This is a genomic window from Sphingobium sp. IP1 (assembly GCF_002708645.1).
In the GTDB taxonomy this organism is placed as follows: Bacteria; Pseudomonadota; Alphaproteobacteria; order Sphingomonadales; family Sphingomonadaceae; genus Sphingobium; species Sphingobium yanoikuyae.
In genome coordinates this window covers 24059-41000 of sequence record NZ_NOIW01000007.1, presented here as the reverse complement: position 1 = coordinate 41000, position 16942 = coordinate 24059, and the positions used below count along the sequence as shown (strand labels likewise).

Below are 16942 nucleotides of genomic sequence, written 5' to 3'. Positions count from 1 at the left end.
TATAGCCCGAATTTCCTTAAAAGCTGTAACGCAGGCCGACCTGGCCCATCGCGTTGATCAGCGTGTCAAAATCATCCGCCTTCGCCGCATCGACGCCAAGCGAAGCCGATGCCGTAAGTTTCTTGGTCAAGCCCCTGAAATAGTTTGTGAAGGCACCATAGTTCAAGACATCGGCGCGAGCGCCGCTGGCATCGAAATAATTGATGTAAACCGCCGTATCCAGGGAATCGCGATCGTTGAACGCGTAGGTGACGGTGCCATTGCCATACCAATTCTGGTCGCGGGTGCCGCTGATCAGCACGCTCTGGGTCGTCGGCGTGATGAACTTGCGGTTGGAATAGCCGCCGCCCAGACCAAAGCCCCAGGGGCCGCGCCGGGTGGAATATTGGCCGGCGACGCCGCGATAGCGGAAATTGGCGCCGGTGATGCCGGCCAGCGCATCGTTGAAACATTCGCCCCCGCCGGTCGGCGAGAAGGCGCAGCCGGTGAGATCGCCGGTGAAGGGATTGCGCGGCACGATCAGGTTGGTGCCAGTGAAGGCCGCGGCATCCGCCGTGATCATCCGGCCGAAGCTTTCAATGCCGTCGAACACGGCGATGCCGATGCTGCTGTTGCGGCCCTGCCAGGTGAACTGGCCCTGATAGGACATGCCGCCATAGCGTTCGCCCACCGTCGCCTTGAGCGACGTGCGGCGATTGGGCCGCCACAGCACGCCCACATCCCAGATCAGGTCGCCGAAATCATAATAAAGTTCGCGCGGCGAACTCTTGTCGGTGACATAGCGGCCGTTGCGGATGATCGGCACGCCATCCTCGTCCAGCAAGGGCGCGCGCTGGCTGATCTCTATATCCTCATAGCCGATGCCGCCGAGCAGCGCGACCGTGGGCGAGACCGGCATGATCGCATCGACCCGGCCCCAGACATCCTCGAACCGCTGGTCGAGCTGGCTGGCATCCTCGCGGCTGTAGCCGGCGCTGGCGGTCAGGCCGACCGGCAATATCGTGCCCGGCGCAAAGCCGATGGAGCCGTTCAGGTCATGCGACCAGCTTTGTGCGAAGGAGCCATTGGCGATCGCGGCGCCGGGGACATTCACATCGACATCATCATCGACGCGGGCATAGCCCAGCCGATAGGAAGCCTTGATGTCGAGATCGCCCACCTTCGTGGCGTAGCTGGGCCCGATATAGCCGCCCCAGATCTGGCTGTTAAAACGGTTGTCGATCGCCGCGGCGCCCGAATAGCCGTCGGTGCGCACGCGCGAGGCGATGCCGCCGGCCTGCAGGGTGAGTTCGGGGGTCAGCTTGTAGCCGGCATTGGCGATACCGCTCAGCACGTCGGAATCGGTCGCGTGACCCCAGCCGAAACTGTGCATATACTGGACGTCCGCCGCGGCATTGAGCCGACGGGTCTGGACCTCCACCGTCACGCCGGCGGTGAGATTGGTGTAGGTCACGACGTCGCCGTCGCCCTTGAGCGGCACCATCACCACCTGGTCGATACCAAGATAAGGCGTGACATCGACCTTCTTGGTCGACACGGGCGTGCCTTGCGCCAGCGCCGGGGCGCTGACACTGGCAAGCACCAGCAGCGAGGTGCCGGCGATCAGGGCGCGCGCGGTCATCCCGCCTCCCCCTTGCCATAATAGGAACCGAAGCGGCGAGCGCCGCCGGTGTAGCGGACGGCGTTGAGCAGCAACTGGACCTGCGCTCCGCCCTTCAGCAACGCAGCCGCCTCCCGCAGCGCGCTTTCCGATGTCTTGTCGGCACGCACAACCAGCAGCGCGACCGCGACATGGCTGGCCAGCACGGCAGCGGGCGAGGCCGCGAGCAAAGGCGGGGAATCAAACACGATGATGCGATCGGGCCGACCCTCGGTCAGCCGTTGCAACAGCATTTCGGTGCGCGCCGAGGCAAGATATTCGGTATCGGCATGGCTGCGCTGGCCCGCCGGCAGGACGGACAGTGAGGGAATGTCGGTGCGCAGCACGCAATCCTCGATCGCGACCAGCGGATCGGCGAGCGCGTCCATCAGCCCCGGCCCGGCCTGCAGGCCCAGCGTTTCGGGGATGCCGGGATTGCCGAAATCGGCATCGACCAGCAAAATCTCGCGATCCTGTTCGGCCGCCAGGCTGAGCGCCAGGTTGATCGCGCAGAAGGTCTTCCCCTCGCCGCTATGGGGCGAACAGAGGAGGATGCGGTTGCCGCGCGGATTGTCCTGAAGATGGGTCAGCAGCCCGCGCTTGAGCAGGCGGAACTCCTCGCTCATCGCGGTGACCGGCGCGCCGGGTACCAGGAAGCCGGCTTCGGTCAGCCGGTCGCGATCGACCGGTTGGGCCGGGCTGGTCCAGGCCTGGGCACGGAAGATCGGCGCTTCGCCGGACGCGACCGGGGCCGGCGCCGGCGGCGCGGGATCGAACATCGGCGGCGGTGGCGGCGCATCGGCCGGCACATCGACGGCCGGTGCTGCGCGTCCACGCAGGGCCGCCTGAAAATCGAAAATCTCGGTGGCGCGTTCGATCAGCGAGCCGCGGCCCTTGATGGGGCTATGCTGGTTCATGGGATCAGGCTCCTTCACGCCGTACCGCGCTGGATGAATTCGACGACGATCAACAACAGACACAGGGCAGCCAGGCCGCCGCTGGCGCCCGCAAACCATTTCATCCGCTGCTTGTCGAGAGCGACCTGGGCCGTGCTGGCGACCTGGGTGATCGACCCGGCAACCGGAATGCCCACGGCCCGTTCCAGACGGGCGGCCGTCGGGAAGGTGCCCTTGAGCTGGCCGATAGCGAAGGCGACGCCAATGCCGGCGCCGATGCCGAGGATCAGCACGCCCAGCAGCAACAGCGGCCGGTTGGGTGCAGCCGGCGCCGTCGGCAGGCTGGCGGGCTGAAGAACGCTGAACTGCACCGCGCCGGTTTCCGTCTTCACGTCGCCACGCAGGCGGATTTCCTCGCGGTCGGCGAGCAGCTTGTCATATTGGGTCTGGAGCGCGGCATAGTCGCGATCCAGCTTTTCCTGTTCGGACGCCACGCCCGGCTCATCGATCTGATGCGCGGTCATGGTGTTGAGATCGGCCTGAAGCTGCGCCTTGCGGGTCGACAGCGCCTGCACGGTGGCGGCGCGCTCCGCCTGCATCGACTTGATCGACAGATAGGCGGGATTGGGCGTGCCGGCAGCGGCCGCGCCACTGGCGCCGCCCTGGCGACGCAGATTGTCGACCTGCCGCTGGGCGGCGATCACGTCGGGATGGCTGGCAGTCCAGCCGCGCGCGCGCATGCCGGCGAGTTCGGCCTGGGCCTGGGCCAGCGGGGATGCACCGCCACCGACCGCCACGCCCGGCAGGGTCGCCGGGGTGCCGGCCAATTGGCCGTTCATTGCGCTGAGCGCGCTTTGGGCCTGCACCAGCTGGGCATCGATATTGTTGATCTCCAGACGAGCGGCATCCATGCGCTGGCTGATCGTGCCGGCGCCCGGCAGCACGCCGGCATAGCGCTGGGCAAATTCGACGCGCCGCTTGTCGGCGGCTTCGAGCTGCTTGCCGCGACCGGCGATCTGCTGGTCGAGGAAAGCCAGGCTCTGGCGGGTTTCGGTGCGACCGCCAGTCAGATTTTCTTCCTGGAAGATGTCGATCAGCTTCTGCACCACCTGCTGGGCGATGCGGGCATTGGCGCCATCCGACAGGCCGCTGTCGGCCGAGGTCGCGCTGATGTCGATCATGCTGGGGTCGGCCTGGGCCAGCACGGTGATATGCTCACGCAGGGTGGTGATCTTGCCCGCCACGTCGCGCGGCCCGGAAATGGTCTGGGCGAGATCCGTGCCGCGCACGACCTTTTCCAGATTCTCCGCGCTCAGCAGCGTCTGGCGCACCCGGTCCAGATCCTGCTGGGACTGGACCTGGGTAATGCCGATCTTGTCCTCCAGCAGCGACTGGGTGTTCACATAGACCCGCGCCTTGGATTCATAGCCATTGGGGATGAGCGACACGCCCAGCCAGCCCAGCATGCACACGCCCCAGGCCACGGCCAGCGCGATCCAGCGCCGGCTCCATATGCCGTGGAGGAGGACCAGCAGCTCGTCGTACAGACCCGCCATGATCAGAACATGCTTTCCGGAATGATGATGACATCGCCGGGCGCCAGCATGACATTGGCCTTGGTGTCGCCCTTCTTGAGCAGGTCGCCGATGCGGACCTGATATTCCTTCTGCTTGCCGCTCGCCTTATCGAAGCGGACCAGCCGGGCGCGATTGCCGGACGCATATTCGCTGAGGCCACCGACCGAGATCATGGCGTCAAGCAGCGTCATGTTCGCGCGATAGGGGATGGAGGCCGGCTTTTCGGTCGCGCCGACGATCCGCACCTGCTGGCTGTAGGTGCCGGAGAAATTATCGACGATCACCGACACCAGCGGATTTTCGATATATTGGGTCAGCGCCAGCTTGATGTCGTCAGACAGCATCTTGGGCGTCTTGCCGACGGCCGGCATGTCGGTGATCAGCGGCGTGGTGATGCGGCCATCGGGACGCACCTGCACCTTGGCGCCCAGTTCCGGGTTGCGCCAGACGAAGATGGTCAGGTTATCGAGCGGGCCGATGATATATTCCTCGCCCGGCCCCTCCTGGGTCGCGACGAAGGATGCGGGGGGAAGCTGCGGCGCGGAGCCGGTCGAAGCGCAGCCCGACAGAGCCACCGCAGGCAGCGATGCACCGATCAGGAGCCTGGAAATCCGCTGGAAACGCATAAAATTCACCCCTTCATACCATCATAGCCGACGCGCGACCGGAAAAAATGATCGCGTGCAGGCCCATGGCTTCATCCTCGTCATGCCGGAAAAGGGTAAAGATAGGGTTAGGCCTGCTGTCGGACATGGATTAGCCAAGTAATAGTTCACGAGGACTTGGGTGGCCAAGAAAGGCCGCGGGACTTGCCGACGCGCCATAGGCACCGGCAAGGAAGATCGCGATGAAATCGCCGACCTCGACTGGCGGCAACGCGACCTTTTCGCCCAACCGGTCGATCGGCGTGCAAAGGCAGCCGACGACATTGACCGGCTGGGTGGTCGGTTCGCGCCCGAAGCGGTTGGCGACCGCGATCGGATAGTTGCGCCGCACGACCGTGCCGAAATTGCCGCTGGCCGCCAGTTGATGATGCAGGCCGCCATCGACGACGACGAAGGTTTCACCCTGGCTCTGCTTCACATCGACGACACGGGTCAGATAGATGCCCGCCTCCCCCACCAGCCAGCGGCCCAGCTCGATCGCGAATGCGCTGTCGGTCAGGATATCGGGCAGCGCGTTGAGCGCGGTGTCGAGCGCGACGCCGATCGGCCGGATGTCCAGCCGCTCGTCGCCGGGAAAATAAGGGATGCCGAAACCACCACCCAGATTGACCAGAGGCGGCGCAGCGCCGACCGCATCGGACAGGCGCGCGGCAAGGTCGATGGTCGCCGCCTGGGTTTCGATGATCGCCATCGGATCAAGCGCCTGGCTGCCGGCGAAGATATGCCAGCCGCGCCAGTCCGCGCCGCCATCGATCATCGCGCGCGCCAGCGCGGCCGCGCGATCGGCATCGACGCCGAACGGCTTGGCCCCGCCGCCCATGCGCATGCCGGACCCTTTGAGGTCGAAATCCGGGTTCACCCGCACGGCCAGACGCGGCACCTTCCCCAGACGCTCCGCCACGGTCAGCGCGCGCGCGCCCTCCCCCTCGGACTCCAGGTTGATGGTGATGCCGGCATGGATGGCGGCTTCCAGTTCGTCATTGCGCTTGCCCGGTCCGGCAAAGCTGATCCGTGCCTGGTCCATGCCGGCTTCCAGCGCCATCGCCAGTTCGCCGCCCGATGCGATATCGAACCCGTCGACCAGCCCCGCCATGCGCGAGAGCAGCGGCGCATAGGGATTGGCCTTGATCGCATAATGAAGATCGATCTTCTTGGGGATCGCCTCGCGGAAGCGGCGGACCTGCGCCTCGATGATGCCCATGTCATAGACGAACAGCGGCGTGTCGCCCGCTTCGTCGACCAGGCTCGCCGCGCCGCAGCCGCCGATCAGCAGCATGCCTTCTTCCTCGGCGAACCAGGCGGGAATGGGGCCCATGGGCTTCATGACGCATACTCCTTGGCCAGCGCGACTCGATCGATCTTGCCATTGGGGTTACGCGGGAACTGTGCAAGCACTAGCGTCTCGCGCGGCTGCATGAAATTGGGCAGTTCGGCCTTCAGATGGGCGGCAACAGCCGCGACAACATCAGGATCGGCGGCGCGCAGCAGCAACAGCACTGCCTGCCCCAACCGCTCATCCTTGACGCCAAGAGCGACAGCCTCCGCCACGCCGGGAACGGCGACCGCCGCCTCCTCGATCTCGGTCGGGCTGATGCGATTGCCGGCCGACTTGATCATCGCATCGTCGCGGCCGACGAAATAGAGCAGCCCATCCGCGTCGCGGCGGACGGTGTCGCCCGACCATACGGCGGTGCCGCCATGGCGCGAAGCGAACGGGGCGGGCTTGAAGCGCTCGGCGGTGCGCGCCGCATCCTGCCAATAGCCCTGCGCCACCAGCGGCCCGGCATGGACCAGTTCGCCCGGCTCGTCATCCTCGGCCAGCGTGCCGTCGGGGCGGACCACCAATATCTCGGCAAAGGGAATGGCCGCGCCCATCGAATCCGGATGACTGTCAACCAGCGCGGGCGGCAGATAGGTGGAGCGGAAGGCTTCTGTCAGGCCATACATGGGATAGAGATCGGCCTGCGGAAACAGCGCACGCAGCCGTGCCACCAGCGGCCGGGCCAGCGCCCCGCCGCTATTGGTCAGGCGCCGGAGCTTGGCTGCGATCTCCGTCGGCCAATCCAGTTCGGTGAGTTGCACCCAGAGCGGCGGCACCCCGGCCAGAGTGGTGATGTCCCAGCGATCGACCGCCTTCACCACGTCGCGCGGGGTCAGATAATCGAGCGGATAGGCGCATCCGCCCGCATACCAGGTGGAAAGCAGCTGGTTCTGGCCATAGTCGAAGCTGAAGGGCAGCACGCACAGCGTCCGGTCCTGCGGTGCCAGCCCCAGATAATGGGCCACCGACACCGCGCCGAGCCAGAGATTGGCGTGGCTGAGCATCACCCCCTTGGGACGGCCGGTCGATCCGCTGGTGTAGAGGATGGCGGCCAGAGCATCGGGCGCGGCATTGGACGGCGGCAATGCCACCCCGCCGCTCATCCCCGCCGCCGCATCATCCTCGCGATGGAGATGGCAGCTAGCCGGGACATCGCCGGGGGCCAGCGTCGACAGGCGGCTGGCCGTGCCGATCAGCAGCGCCGCGCCGCTATCGGCCAGGATATGGGCGACCTGCGCATGTTTGAGCAGCGGATTGACGGGGACATGGACAAGCCCCGCGCGCGGCGCGGCGAGCGGCATCAGCGCCGCGACCGGCCCCTTGGCCACCCAACTCGCCACCCGCGCGCCGGGCGCGAGGCCGAAGCCCGCCAGCCATCCGGCGAGGCGACCAAGCGCCTGTTCCAGTTCGGCATAATCCTGCGCGCCCGACCGCCCCGCCAGCGCCGGCCGTTCCGGATCGCCACGCAGCAGCAGATGGTCTATCGGCTGCACATCGGCATCGTCGATTGGCGCCTTGGAAGCCAACAGGGGGTCGCTTAACGTCATGTCCAGAATTAGGTCCTAAGGGCAGCTAAGGTGCCGGGAGATAATAGGTTGCTGGTCCCAAGGGAATATCGGACGCTGTCGGAAGTGCGGTCGGCGATCGGCGGCCGGATGGACCGCGCCCATATCGACAGCCTGTTCAACCGGCTGGACTGGTTTGAAACATTGCACCCCCTTTGCCTTGGCGACACCCCGCTCAGGGTGTTCCAACAGACAGAGGACGCCTGCGAGGCCTGGTTGTTCCTTCTCGCGCCCTCGGCTCGTCGCCTAACTGCCCTTGCCAATTGGTATAGTTTCGCCTGGAGCCCGATTTTCCTTGGGGCGCCGGACGCGCGGCAACAGGCCCGGCTGCTGGAGAATATCGCCCGCCATCTGCTGCGCGAACAGGCGCAGATCAACCTCTATCCGCTCGCCCTGCCCGGCCCACTGATCGGCGCCTTTCGCCGCGCCGGCTGGTTCGCGGTGCAGCGGCCGATGGGCGGCCGATATCTGCTGCATGTCGATGGCCGGGATTTCGCAACCTATTGGGCGCAGCGTCCCGGCCGGTTGCGCAACCAGGTGCGGCGCAAGGCCCGACTGGGCCGTTATGACCTCAGCATCCATGACAAGCTGACCAACGCGCTGTGGCAGGATTATGTCGATGTGCAGGCGCATAGCTGGAAGGCGCCCGAACCTGGCCTCAACTTCCTGCGCGTCCTGGCGCAGCGGGAAAGCGATGCCGGCACCTTGCGGCTGGGCTTTGCCCGTCTGGACGGCCGCGCCGTGGCGACCCAATTATGGACGGTGGAACATGGCACGGCGCTGATCCACAAGCTGGCCCATGACAGCGCCCAAGACGAAGGATCGCCCGGCACCTTGCTGAGCCATGCGATGTTCGCCCATGCCATCGACCAGGACCGGGTCGCGACGATCGATTATGGCACCGGTGACAATGACTATAAGCGCGAATGGATGGACGAGCGCATTCCCCTCCATCAGATCGACCTGTTCAATCCGCGCCGCGCATCCAGCTGGTTTCCCGCCGCGCGCACCTGCATTTCCGCGCTTGTCGGATAGGCGGCGAGCCATTAGATAGCCGCCATCATGCGGGCGCAAACCACTCAGCCGGTCGACCGGACAGACGATATCGAAACCCTGGTGCGGGCGCTGCTGCGCGACGTGCTGAGCCTGTCGCAGGAGCGGGCCGATGGGTTCGAGGCCGACACGCCGCTGTTCGGCGCCCTGCCCGAGCTGGACTCGATGGCCGTCGCCGGCTTGCTCACCGAAATGGAAGATCGCTTCGACATCCTGATCGAGGATGAGGATATCGACGGCGACACGTTCGAGACTTTCGGCACGCTGGTCGCCTTCCTGCGCGCCAAGCTGGGCTGAAAGCCGCCTTTTCTCCAAAAAATTCGGGCTGAGCCGTTTCCGGCCCAGCCTTTCTTTTCTTACGCTTCGACCAGCTGCTCGAAGTCGGCTTCGGCGAGGAAGCGTTCGACGTCGAGGGCAGCCATGCAGCCCATGCCGGCTGCGGTCACCGCCTGGCGGTAGATCTTGTCGGTCACGTCGCCGGCCGCGAACACGCCTGGAATGGCGGTGTGGGTCGTGCCCTTCTCTACCACGATATAGCCTTCATCGAGCGGCAGCTTGCCGTCGAACAATTCGGTCGCGGGGTGATGGCCGATCGCGACGAAGCCGCCATCGGTCGGCACGTGCGACTTTTCGCCGGTGACGGTGTCGATCAGATCGACGCCGACCAGACCTTCGGGCGTGCCGCCGCCGACGAACTTGTCGACCGCCTTGTTCCACAGCACCTTGATGTTGGGGTGGGCGTGCAGGCGCTGCTGCAGGATCTTTTCCGCGCGCAGCGAGTCGCGGCGGTGGATCAGGGTCACGTCATGGCTGTGGTTGGTGAGGTAGAGCGCCTCCTCGACCGCAGTGTTGCCGCCGCCGATGACCACGACCTTCTTACCGCGATAGAAGAAGCCGTCGCAGGTGGCGCAGGCGCTGACGCCCTTGCCCTGCAGATGCTCCTCGCCCTCGACACCCAGCCACTTGGCCTGGGCGCCGGTGCAGATCACCAGCGTGTCGGCAACATAGAGGGTGCCGCTGTCGCCCTTCAGTTTGAAGGGGCGTTCGGACAGGTCGACGTCGACGATCTGGTCATACATCATCTGCGCGCCGACATGTTCGGCCTGGGCCTGCATCTGCTCCATCAGCCAGGGGCCCTGGATCACATCCTTGAAGCCCGGATAATTTTCGACGTCGGTGGTGATGGTCAGCTGGCCGCCCGGCTGCATGCCCTGCACGACGATCGGCGCCAGGCCCGCGCGCGCGCCATAGATGGCGGCGGACAGGCCGGCCGGGCCGGAACCGAGAATGAGCATGCGGGTGGAGTGGGTGGCGGTCATCGATAATTCCAGCTGCGATTCGTGTGGCCGCCAGAGATAGGCCCTGCCAGCCCCCGCGCAAGCAGGAGTTGGGCAGGAGATTTGCTTGGGACGGCCAAAGTTTGAGCCGCAGCATCGCCGAGGCGTTGCACAAGCCGCGTTGCCTTATGATCCATGATGTATCACAAATGACTGATCGATAGTCATTGGGAGAGACCGAGCATGGCAACATTCGTGCTGGTGCATGGCGGGGGACATGGCGGCTGGTGCTATCAGAAGGTCGCCCGGCGGCTGTGCGCGGCGGGGCATGAGGTGCATTGCCCGACGCTGACGGGCCTTGGCGAGCGCGCCCATCTGCTCAACGCCGACATCGATCTCGACACGCATATCCAGGATGTGGTGGCGCTGATGACGTTCGAGGGGCTGGAGGATGTCATCCTGGTCGGGCACAGCTATGGCGGGATGGTGATCACCGGCGTCGCCGATCGCGCGGCCGAGCGCATCCACGAACTGGTTTATCTGGATGCCGCCCATCCCAGGGACGGGGAATCGCTGGAAATAGTGGCGCCCGCGCAGATGGAGCCGACCCGCGCCATGGGCCGCACCGTCGACGGGATCGAACTGGTGATGTGGCCCTTCCCCGGCATGGCGGGCTTCTTCGGCATCACCGATCCGGCCGAGGCTGCCTGGACCGAGGCGCGGCTGACGCCGCATCCGTGGAAATGCTTCGGCCAGCCGCTAAGGCTGGAAAATGGCGACGCGGCGTTTCGCCTGCCACGCACCAATATCAATTGCACCCATGCGTTGCAGAACAGCCCGGACGAGGCCCGCGCCCGCCAGTTGGACGGGCATCGCAATTTCGAGATCGACACTGGCCATGACCTGATGATCACCGAGCCGGAGGCGGTCGCGACCATGCTGCTGGAGGTGGCGGGTTAAAGGCCCGCTTCCTCCTCAGTCGAGGACGTTGGGCAGATCCTCGAACCCCTTGCGCAGGGCGGCGGACCAGCCCTGCGAGATCATGGCGAATTCCTCATTGTCCGCCTCGATCCGGGTGCGGACGCGGAAGTCGAACGTGTCGGTCTCGATCACGGTGAGGTCGAGCGGCATGCCGACCGACAGGTTGGAGCGCAGGGTCGAATCCATCGACACCAGCACCGCCTTGGTCGCATCCTCCAGGCTCGTCTCGCGCTGGATGATGCGGTCGAGGATCGGCTTGCCATATTTATGCTCGCCGATCTGGAAGAAGGGCGTGTCCTCGGTCGCCTCGATGAAATTGCCGGCCGAATAGATGAGATAGAGGCGCGGCTTGCCGCCCTTGCGCTGGCCCGCGATCATGATCGAAGCGCTGGCGGCCGATCCGTCCATGGCGATGCTCTCGCGATAGCGGCCCTGCATGGTGCGCATCGCGTCACCCACCAGCTGCGCCGCGCGGTGCATCGTGTCGCAATTGAGGATGGTTTCGACCTCGGGATCGCTCTCCGCCTCGCGGATCGCGCGCGACAGCATCGTCTTCACCCCCTGGGTGATCGACAGATTGCCCGAACAGAGCAAGGTGATCGCCCGTTCACCTTCGACATGATAGGTGAAGCTTTTCCGGAAGCGGGCAATATTGTCCATGCCCGCATTGGTCCGGGTGTCCGACAGCATGACCAGCCCCTGGTCCACGCGTACCGCCACACAATAGGTCATCGCCCCGAAGTCCTGCTTATCTCTACCCTAGGAGCGAGGCGTGGGCGTGCTCTGCTGTTGCTGGCGTTGCAATTGCCGTTCCTCGACTCCGTCTTCCGCCTGCGCGATCCGGACATCGGCGTCAATGCTGATATCGCCCGCGACCGTAACGGAGCCCCGTATCGGGGCAGCTTCGTCGGCATCCAGGCCACTGGCCAGGCGCAGATAGCGTTCGGTGACGCAGACACGATTGGACGGATCAAAGCCGACCCAGCCCAGCCCCGGCACCAGCGCTTCGGCCCAGCCATGGGTTTCGTGCAGCAGATCGCCCTCGGACGCGAGCAGATAGCCCGAGACATAGCGGGCCGGCACCCCCAGCAGGCGCGCACCGGCGAGGAATATCTGGGCATGATCCTGGCACACGCCAGCCCCCAGCGCGAAGGCCTGCGCCGCGGTCGTGTCGGCGCCGGTCACGCCCGGCCGATACTGAACGGCATCGCTGATCGCGGCCGACAGGGCATGGAGCTGCGCCAGCGGCCCGTCGCCCTCCGGCAGGGCGGCGACCATGGCCCGGATCGCGTCGGACGCTTTGGTCAGCGCCGTGTCGCGCAGGAAATAGCGGGCATCGACCCGGCATTGCGGCAGGCCGCCAATGCCATGGGTCTCGCGCGTCTCGACCAGCCCCTCGGCAACGATCACCGCCTCGTTCAGGCTATCATGGCGGACCCACACCGCCTCCATCTCGCCATAGCTGTTAGGACGGAAATTGGTCAGCGCCTCGCCATTGATGCTGACCTGCCAGTCATGGACTTTCTGACCCGGCGTATCGACCGGCACCAGCTTCAGCCGCATGGCGACGCGGCCGGCCGAGGCGGGATAACCATAGACGGTCTGGTGACGGACGAGCAATTTCATGGCGCGCTTCCCCTCCCCCCTTCAGCCGAAATGATAGGTTTCGGCGATTTCGACGCCGAGCCGGTTGCTCATCATGAGGCTATACTGCACCGTTTCATGCAGGCCGCGGCGGAAAATCTCGCCCGCGTCCAGTTCCTCCAATTCGCTCACCAACTGCTTCACCGTGTCATGACAGGTGCCGCGCGCATTGTGCCAGCCGGCCAGCCGGTTGAGCCGATAGGCGAGCTGATCGCAGCAATAGGCGACGCTGCGCGGGAACAGCCGGTTGAGCATCAGAAAGTCGGTGATCTGCCAGGGCGTATAGGTGCCGCCATAGACATGATGATAGGCGCGCGCGCCCGACAGCGCATAAAGCACCGACGTCCATTGATAATGGTCGCGATTGCCGCCGATCACCTCGGTTTCGGGCAGCAGCACATAATATTTCACATCGAGCAGCCGCAGCGTCATCTGCGCCCGCTCCAGCGCCGATCCGCAGCGCAGGAAGTCATGGCCTTCATTGCGCAGCTGGCCCGAATGCGCCGCGCCGCGGAAGGTCATGACGCGGGTCTTCACCCAGTCGATCAGCGCCGGCAGCTGCGCCTTGGCCTCGGCCACGTCATAGCTGTCGAGCTTGCGCCAGCCGTCGTTCAGCGCCTCCCACATGTCCTGGGTCAGCATGGTGCGCGCCGACTTGGCATTGGCGCGGGCCTTGAGCAGGCAGGAGCGGATCGAGCTGGGATTGTCGGCGTCCAGCATCAGGAAGGACACGACATCGCTTTCCGTCACCGGCACGCCATCGGGAAACTGATGCCCGGCCCCGGTCGCGCGCACGACCGATCGCCATTCGTCGCGATGATGCGCGCCCGGCAGGATCGCCATGCGCTGCCCCATCGACAGCAGCCGGGCGGTGGCTTCGGCGCGTTCCATATAGCGCGCCATCCAGAAGAGATTTTCGGCGGTCCGGCTCAGCATGTCTTGGCTCTTTTCACCGTGGGGGCCGGCGTCGTTGCGCCCGGCCCGGCATCATCAGGGGCAATCGGAAGGAAGGAAGCGGCCGGGCCCATCAGTCCTGCAACACCCAGGTATCCTTGACCCCGCCGCCCTGGCTGGAATTGACCACCAGCGACCCTTCGGTCAGCGCCACTCGGGTGAGGCCACCGGGGACCAGCCGCAATTGCTTGCCGACCAGGCAATAGGGACGGAAATCGGCATGGCGGCCGACGACACTGGCCGGGCCGAGCGTCGGCACGGTCGACAGGTCGAGCGTCGGCTGGGCGATGAACTCGCCGGGATTGGCCTTGATCCGCTCGGCATAGGCCTCGACCTCGGCCTTGCTCGCCTTGGGGCCGATCAGCATGCCATAGCCGCCCGAGCCATGGACTTCCTTGGCCACCAGTTCGTGCAGATGCTCCAGCACATAGGCCATCTCGTCGGGCTTGGAGCATTGCCAGGTCTGGATATTGTCGAGGATCGGCTCCTCACCCAGATAGAAGCGGATCATTTCCGGCACATAGATATAGACCGCCTTGTCGTCGGCGATGCCCGATCCGGGCGCGGACGCCAGCGTCACCCCGCCATTGCGATAGACGCTGAAGATGCCGGGGACACCGAGCAGGCTGTCGGGCCGGAAGACCAGCGGATCGATATATTCGTCGTCGATGCGGCGATAGATGACATCGACCGCCTTTGGACCGAGCGTCGTCTTCATCCAGACCCGGTCATTGTCGACGAACAGATCGGCCGGCTCGACCAGTTCGACGCCCATCAGATCGGCAAGGAAGCTATGCTCATAATAGGCGCTGTTGAGCGAGCCGGGCGTCAGCACCACCACCACCGGATCGCCCTTGCAGGCGGGCGGCGCGACCTCCTTCAGGCTCTTGAGCAGTTCGGCGGGATAATCATCGACCGGCGCGACCATGCCCTGCGCGAACAGCTCGGGGAACATGCGCGTCATGATCTCGCGGTTTTCGAGCATGTAGGACACGCCCGAGGGGGTGCGGCAATTATCCTCCAGCACCTCGAAACTGCCCGGCCCGGTGCGCACGATGTCGATGCCGACGATATGGCTGTAGACCTTACCCGGCGGGGTGAAGTCCGCCATTTCGGCCAGATAGGCGCTGTTGCGATAGATGATGTCGGCCGGCATGATGCCCGCCTTCACGATCTCGCCGCGATGATAGACATCGTGCAGGAAGGCGTTGAGGGCGCGGGCGCGCTGCCGGATGCCCTTGTCGAGGATGCGCCATTCATTCGCGGTGAAGATGCGGGGCAGCAGGTCGAAGGGGATCAGTCGTTCGGGGTCGCCGCCCTCGCCATAGACGGCGAAGGTGATGCCGATGCGCCGGAAGATCGCTTCCGCCTCATCCATGCGACGATTGAGCCCGGCTATGCCTGTCCGCTCCACCCATTTCTGCACTTCGTCGTAACAGGGGCGCAGCGAACCATCAGGCTCAAACATTTCATGGAAGGGCAAGTTGTCGTTCCTCCCTCGGCCCTCGGCCGGTTGTGCATTGCAACAATAGTGCGCTGCATCGTTGCGATTGCAAGACAAAAATGGCGGAACGGAAAAAGCGTTCCGTCGGCCATGTCGGGATTGCGGAAATAGGTCGCGCCGATCGTTTCTACGCGCGCAAACCGGCGCGCGACGAGGGCTCTGGCAGGGCGTTCAAAAAAGAATGCAGATTTTTGCAATCGCCCCGTTGACCACTGTCCATCCCCTGCGTATAGCGCCGCCTCACCGCAGGGAAACACCCCCTGCGAGGCCCATGGGGCGGAGTAGCTCAGCTGGTTAGAGCAGCGGAATCATAATCCGCGTGTCGGGGGTTCAAGTCCCTCCTCCGCTACCATTTCCAAGACATCGAAAATGGCCCTTGGGGGCGCATTCAGGCGAGAGACCAGGCAGCAGGCAGCCGCCCGTCTCAACTTGATCGCAGCAATACTGTAACGATGACCCCGTCGCTTGCCGCCGCAGCCACCCGGCGCCTCAATGCAGCTTGAGGCGGGGGCGCACGAAGCGGTTGATATGGCTGACCAGGATCAGCGCGGGACCGCGTATGTTGCCGTGAACGGCGAGCAGATGCATGCGGTAGAGCGACATATAGACGAAGCGGGCCAGCCGCCCCTCCACCGCCATGCGCCCGCCGACCAGCTTGCCCATCAGCGATCCGACCGTCGAATAGCGGCTGAGCGACACCAGTGAGCCATGATCCTTGTAGACGAAAGGCTTGAGCGGGCGATCGGCCATCAGCCGGCCGAGATTGGCGAACACCGTGTCGGCCATCTGATGCGCGGCCTGCGCGCGCGGCGGGATCGGCCGATCGGCGCCCTGCGGCGTGTAGGAGGCGCAATCGCCCATCGCGAAGACGCGGTCGTCGGCCAGGCTCTGTAGCGTCGGGCGCACGATCACCTGCCCGGCGCGGGACAGTTGCAGCCCATCGAGGCCATCGCGGATCGCCGCTGCCTTGACCCCGGCGGCCCAGACCTGAAGATCGGCGGGGACGAAGCCGCCATCCTTCGTTTCCATTCCCTCAGGCGTGGAGGCGGTGACGGCGACGCCGGCGCGCACCTTGACGCCCAGCACCTCCAGTTCCTCGCGCGCGGCGTCGGCCAGCCGGTCGGGCAAGGCCGGCAGGATGCGCGGCCCGGCCTCCAGCAGGGTGACGTCGAGCCGCTGGCGATCGAACACTTCCAGTCCATAATAGCCCAGCGCATCGGCAGCATTATAGAGTTCGGCCGCCAGTTCGACCCCGGTCGCGCCGCCGCCGACGATCGCGATCCGCACCCGCGCATCCGACGCGGGATCGGCCGACATGGCGCGCGACACGCGCAGACAATGGTCGAGCAACTGGTCGCGGAAGCTGTCAGCCTGGGCCCGGCTGTCGAGGAACAGGCAATTGTCGGCGACGCCCGGCGTCCCGAAATCATTGGTGACCGATCCATAGGCCAGCACCAGATAGTCGTAGCGCACCGAATGGGCGCTCACCACCTCGCGTCCCTTGGGATCGAACACCGGCGCGATATGGACCCGCCGTGCAGTCCGATCGATGCCCTGCAGCGTGCCGTAAAGATAGCGATAGCCCCAGCGATGGCAGTGGCTGCGATAGCCGACCTCGTCCAGGCTGGCGTCGAGCGACCCGGTCGCGACCTCGTGCAGCAGCGGTTTCCAGATATGGGTGCGGTTGCGATCGATCAGGATGATGTCATGCCGCTTGCGACCGTAGCGGGCGCCGAGCTTGCGCGCGAGTTCGAGGCCGGCGGCGCCGCCCCCGACGATGACGATCTGGGTCTTCTTGTCGCGGATCAAGCGCATTCCTCCTCGATCAACGGGCCGGCGGATCGCGATCCGGCGCGCCGGTTGTGC

Annotated in this window: 15 protein-coding genes and 1 tRNA gene; 4 read left to right on the top strand and 12 right to left on the bottom strand. The window is 65.2% G+C overall.

Features of this window, described 5'->3' with window-relative positions:
• Positions 1 to 16 precede the first annotated feature (16 nt).
• The 6 genes from CG471_RS03670 to CG471_RS03645 form a co-directional block, all read right to left on the bottom strand.
• Positions 17 to 1621 carry a hypothetical protein gene (locus CG471_RS03670; RefSeq protein WP_099230709.1) on the bottom strand — a complete coding sequence of 535 codons (1605 nt, stop codon included), beginning with the start codon at positions 1619 to 1621 and terminating at the stop codon, positions 17 to 19.
• Entirely contained in the window at positions 1618 to 2556 is a 939-nt protein-coding gene (locus CG471_RS03665; protein WP_099230707.1) for an AAA family ATPase, read from the bottom strand. The genes CG471_RS03670 and CG471_RS03665 overlap by 4 nt, the downstream gene beginning before the upstream one ends.
• Positions 2557 to 2570: 14 nt before the next feature.
• On the bottom strand, positions 2571 to 4091 hold the full coding sequence (locus CG471_RS03660; protein ID WP_004212152.1) for an XrtA system polysaccharide chain length determinant: 1521 nt from the start codon (positions 4089 to 4091) through the stop codon (positions 2571 to 2573).
• A 2-nt stretch (positions 4092 to 4093) separates the two neighbouring features.
• Positions 4094 to 4738, bottom strand: a complete 645-nt coding sequence (locus CG471_RS03655; protein ID WP_097382816.1) for an XrtA/PEP-CTERM system exopolysaccharide export protein — start codon at positions 4736 to 4738, stop codon at positions 4094 to 4096.
• A gap of 130 nt (positions 4739 to 4868) precedes the next feature.
• Positions 4869 to 6101: a pyridoxal-dependent decarboxylase, exosortase A system-associated gene (locus CG471_RS03650; protein WP_099230705.1), complete on the bottom strand. Its 1233-nt coding sequence runs from the start codon at positions 6099 to 6101 to the stop codon at positions 4869 to 4871.
• Positions 6098 to 7645: an acyl-CoA ligase (AMP-forming), exosortase A system-associated gene (locus CG471_RS03645; RefSeq protein WP_099230703.1), complete on the bottom strand. Its 1548-nt coding sequence runs from the start codon at positions 7643 to 7645 to the stop codon at positions 6098 to 6100. Before CG471_RS03645 ends, CG471_RS03650 begins: the two co-directional genes overlap by 4 nt.
• 48 nt (positions 7646 to 7693) lie before the next feature.
• Here CG471_RS03645 and CG471_RS03640 point away from each other — a divergent pair, with 48 nt between their 5' ends.
• Positions 7694 to 8698: a GNAT family N-acetyltransferase gene (locus CG471_RS03640; RefSeq protein WP_099230701.1), complete on the top strand. Its 1005-nt coding sequence runs from the start codon at positions 7694 to 7696 to the stop codon at positions 8696 to 8698.
• Between the two features lie 27 nt (positions 8699 to 8725).
• Positions 8726 to 9013 (top strand): acyl carrier protein, encoded by a 288-nt coding sequence (locus tag CG471_RS03635; RefSeq protein WP_099230699.1) that lies wholly within the window; start codon positions 8726 to 8728, stop codon positions 9011 to 9013.
• Between the two features lie 59 nt (positions 9014 to 9072).
• Here the strand turns inward: CG471_RS03635 and trxB are convergent, their stop codons facing one another.
• Complete coding sequence (gene trxB, locus CG471_RS03630; RefSeq protein WP_004212146.1) at positions 9073 to 10035, bottom strand: thioredoxin-disulfide reductase; 963 nt, start codon at positions 10033 to 10035, stop codon at positions 9073 to 9075.
• 201 nt (positions 10036 to 10236) lie between these two features.
• On the opposite strand from trxB, the gene CG471_RS03625 reads away from it, so the two are divergent.
• Positions 10237 to 10953: an alpha/beta fold hydrolase gene (locus CG471_RS03625; RefSeq protein ID WP_099230697.1), complete on the top strand. Its 717-nt coding sequence runs from the start codon at positions 10237 to 10239 to the stop codon at positions 10951 to 10953.
• Between the two features lie 15 nt (positions 10954 to 10968).
• On the opposite strand, the gene CG471_RS03620 is transcribed toward CG471_RS03625, so the two are convergent.
• From CG471_RS03620 to CG471_RS03605, 4 genes are all read right to left on the bottom strand, one after another.
• Positions 10969 to 11706 (bottom strand): hypothetical protein, encoded by a 738-nt coding sequence (locus CG471_RS03620; protein ID WP_004212142.1) that lies wholly within the window; start codon positions 11704 to 11706, stop codon positions 10969 to 10971.
• Between the two features lie 27 nt (positions 11707 to 11733).
• Positions 11734 to 12600, bottom strand: coding sequence for a transglutaminase family protein (locus CG471_RS03615; protein WP_099230695.1), 867 nt, complete (start codon positions 12598 to 12600; stop codon positions 11734 to 11736).
• A gap of 21 nt (positions 12601 to 12621) precedes the next feature.
• Positions 12622 to 13554: an alpha-E domain-containing protein gene (locus CG471_RS03610; RefSeq protein WP_004212140.1), complete on the bottom strand. Its 933-nt coding sequence runs from the start codon at positions 13552 to 13554 to the stop codon at positions 12622 to 12624.
• Between the two features lie 91 nt (positions 13555 to 13645).
• The gene (locus tag CG471_RS03605; protein ID WP_004212139.1) at positions 13646 to 15055 is read right to left on the bottom strand and encodes a circularly permuted type 2 ATP-grasp protein; all 1410 of its coding nucleotides are present in this window, start codon (positions 15053 to 15055) and stop codon (positions 13646 to 13648) included.
• A 296-nt stretch (positions 15056 to 15351) separates the two neighbouring features.
• Between CG471_RS03605 and CG471_RS03600 the strand changes: the two genes are divergently transcribed.
• A tRNA-Met gene (locus CG471_RS03600) sits at positions 15352 to 15428 on the top strand.
• Between the two features lie 137 nt (positions 15429 to 15565).
• On the opposite strand, the gene CG471_RS03595 is transcribed toward CG471_RS03600, so the two are convergent.
• Complete coding sequence (locus CG471_RS03595) at positions 15566 to 16891, bottom strand: NAD(P)/FAD-dependent oxidoreductase (protein ID WP_099230693.1); 1326 nt, start codon at positions 16889 to 16891, stop codon at positions 15566 to 15568.
• Between the last annotated feature and the right edge of the window lie 51 nt (positions 16892 to 16942).